Genomic DNA, 3,556 nt, shown 5'->3' with positions numbered 1-3,556 from the left:
GCAATTATAAACTACGTTGCGCTTTTGGGATGTTCTTATGAAGAAGGAAAAGAGTTTTACACTCTCAAAGAACTTGCAGAAAAATTCAGCCTTGAACACTTGAATAAAGCTCCTGCTGTTTTTGATTACAAAAAACTCGAATTTTACAATGCAAACTATATTCGTCAGCTTTCGACAGAAGAACTTTACAAATGGACTTTGCCGTTTATTACTGGAACAGGAGACGCGACTCTCGAAATCAATCCGGAAAATCCGCAGCCAAAACCAAATGTTGGTCCTCAATTCTCTGGAGTTGCGCTTGGAGAGGACGGAGAGCCTTATTGTGTTGACAAGTCGATGAATATGACGAGCGAAGACGTAAAAGAAACCTTGATGGGACTTATGCCGCTTATTCAGGAAAGATTGAAGTTCTTGACCGAAGCTGCGGAAATGGTTCGTTTTATGTTTACAGAACCTGCAGTTCCTTCTGCAGACCAGATTATTCCAAAAAGAATCGATGCCGCAAAAACTAAGGAAGTTTTGGAGGTTGCAAAAGAATTTGTTGCAGCAGTTTTTGAAACTGACCACGAAGGCGCAGAAAATTTTGCAAAGGCAAAGGCAGAAGAACTTGGAATTAAACTTGGCGACTTTATGATGCCGATTCGTATGGCAGTTACTGGAAGCCGTGTTTCTCCGCCTCTTATTGGTTCAATCCACGTCCTTGGAAAAGAGCGCAGCCTTAAGAGAATAGAAAGAACTATTGCAACACTGTAGTTTTTGAAAAATATTCTAAAACAATAAAAAATGGTCATTAAATCTGAATGAATAACAGACAAATGACCATTTTTTTGGAAGAAAAAGAGTTTGAAAGAGGAAAAGAAACCTTTAAAAAAGGTGTCTTTTCCTCTTTTTTGTTTTCTATCTTTTTATTTTTCAAAGAATTCTGTTGTGGAATACGCTTCCTTCAAGATTTTCTGCATATCAGAAACCATCGGAACGCGCGGGTTTGCAGGTGAGCACTGGTCTTCGTATGCAAGGTAAGAAAGTTTTTCAACAGCGTCCATCCAAGCCTGCTCGTCGATTCCCTGGCTCTTGAAGTTCATCTGGATTCCGACCTTCATTCCAAGCTCGCCGCACGCTTTCGCGTAAGACTCAACGCCTTCCGCAGTTGTTTTTGCAGGAAGACCGAGAATTCTTGCCAGCTCAGCATAGCGTTCTGCAGCCTTGTAATAGTTGTATTTTGGCCAAGTTGAAAGTTTTTCTGGCTGCGCGCCGTTGTAGCGGATTGTGAACGGAAGAAGAATCGCGTTTGCGCGTCCGTGAGGAACGTGGAATTCGCCTCCGACCTTGTGGGCCATTGAGTGGTTCATTCCGAGGAATGCGTTTGCAAAAGCCATTCCGGCAAGGCACGAAGCATTGTGCATTTTCTCTTTCGCCTCAACATCGGAAGCTCCGTTCTTGTAAGAGCGCTCAAGATACTTGAAGACCATCTTGATTGCCTGAATACAAAGTCCGTCTGTAAAGTCGCTTGCAAGAGTTGAAACAAACGCTTCCGTCGCGTGAGTCAAAACGTCCATTCCAGTGTCGGCAACGATTTTTGGAGGAAGACCGTATGTGAAAGTCGGGTCGATAATCGCAACGTTCGGAGTCAAAGAATAGTCTGTGAGAGGATATTTCTTGTGCTCTTCCTTGTCTGTGATTACTGCGAACGGAGTCACTTCAGAGCCGGTTCCAGATGTTGTAGGAACGCAGACAAGCAACGCTTTCTTTCCAAGAGCAGGATAGCGGAACGCGCGTTTTCTGATGTCCATAAATTTCTGCTTCAAGTCGTTGAAATCTACATCAGGATTCTCATAGAAAAGCCACATTCCCTTTGCGCAGTCCATTGAAGAGCCGCCGCCAAGCGCGATGATTGTGTCAGGCTCGAACGAGCGCATAAGCTCAACGCCTTTTCTGACAGTCTGGATTGAAGGATCCGGCTCGACATCGCAGAAGAGCTGGTACTGAATATCGTTTCGGTTGAGCTTGAGCTGGTCAGTGATTTTGTCAACATATCCAAGCTGAACCATAGAGCGGTCAGTTACGATAATCGCCTTGTGAATCTCCTTCATCTGGTGGAGATATTCGATTGAGTCGCGCTCAAAGTAGATTTTTGATGGAATCTTAAACCACTGCATATTGTTTCTTCTCCGTCCAAGTTTCTTGATGTTCAAAAGGTTCACCGCGCTGATGTTGTCGTCAGTCGAGTTGTGTCCGTAAGAACCGCAGCCCAAGGTCAAAGAAGGAATGAACGAGTTGTAGACGTTTCCGATTCCGCCGAATGTTGAAGGCGAATTCCAGATGATTCTGATTGCAGGAACAACGTCGCCGAAATGCTCGGCAATTTTTTTGTCTGTTGTGTGGATTGCGGCCGAATGTCCGAGTCCGTTGAATCTTACAGAGCTTTCAGCCTTTTTGATTCCGTCCTCAGTTGAATTTGATTTTACAACTGCGAGAACAGGGGAAAGCTTTTCACGTGTGAGGCACTCAGGAACACCGATTTCCTTGCATTCCGCCAAAATAATGCTTGTCTCGGCAGGAATTTCAAATCCGGCATTTTTTGCAAGAACGACTGGATTCATTCCAACGATGTCAGGGTTCAATTTTGCAACGCTCGGGTCTCCGTCAACTCCGAACATATACTTCTCAAGATTTTTCTTCTCGTCCGCAGAGCAGAGATAAGCCTTGTATTCCTTGAACATTTTCAGCGCGTCAGAATAAATCTCTTTGTCGATAATTACGGTCTGCTCAGAAGCGCAAATCATTCCGTTGTCAAAAGCCTTTGACATTACAATATCGTTCACAGCCTGACGAACGTTGCAAGTTTTTTCCATGTATGCAGGAACGTTTCCAGCTCCAACGCCAAGCGCAGGCTTTCCGCAAGAATAAGCCGCCTTTACCATCGCGTTTCCGCCGGTCGCAAGAATTGTCGCAACTCCAGGATGATTCATCAAAAGCGATGTTTTTTCCATTGAAGGCTCTTCAATCCACTGGATACAGTCTTTTGGAGCGCCTGCCGCAACAGCAGCCTCATAGCACACTTTCGCGGCCGCAATCGAGCATTTTATCGCGCTTGGATGGAATGAAAAAATAATCGGGTTTCTTGTCTTAAGACAAATAAGAGACTTGAAAATCGCAGTTGAAGTCGGATTTGTTACAGGAGTCAAGCCGGCAACGACCCCGACAGGCTCAGCAATCTTTACAATTCCAGTAACATCGTCATCTTCAACAATTCCTACAGTCTTAAGATGGCGCATATGATTAACGACATATTCGCAGGCAAAAAGGTTTTTTGTCGCCTTGTCTTCAAAAACTCCGCGCTTTGTTTCCTCAACGGCAAGTTTTGCAAGGCTTCCGTGGTGGTCAAGAGCCGCAACAGAAACTTTAGCCACGATATAGTCGATTTTTTTCTGATCAAAGTTCGCGTATTCTTCCAACGCTTTCTGCGCGCGCTCAACAAGTCCGTTGATTTCTTTCTGTGGCGCAGACAATTCTTCACTCATTAATTTTTCTCCCATAAAAAGTCAAGATTAAAACT

The 3,556-nt window shown here is 44.3% G+C and carries 1 protein-coding gene and 1 pseudogene; one reads left to right on the top strand and one right to left on the bottom strand.

The features are described 5' to 3' along the window. A pseudogene (locus B2X33_RS05405) lies at window positions 1-753 on the top strand (glutamate--tRNA ligase); the annotation flags it as partial. A 152-nt stretch (window positions 754-905) separates the two neighbouring features. Here B2X33_RS05405 and adhE read toward each other — a convergent pair. Beyond that, window positions 906-3,521 carry a bifunctional acetaldehyde-CoA/alcohol dehydrogenase gene (adhE, locus tag B2X33_RS05400; protein ID WP_296668180.1) on the bottom strand — a complete coding sequence of 872 codons (2,616 nt, stop codon included), beginning with the start codon at window positions 3,519-3,521 and terminating at the stop codon, window positions 906-908. Between the last annotated feature and the right edge of the window lie 35 nt (window positions 3,522-3,556).

Origin of the sequence: Treponema sp. UBA785 (assembly GCF_002297065.1) — a bacterium.
Classification (GTDB): Bacteria; Spirochaetota; Spirochaetia; order Treponematales; family Treponemataceae; genus Treponema_D.
This window is presented reverse-complemented; position numbering and strand designations above follow the sequence as displayed.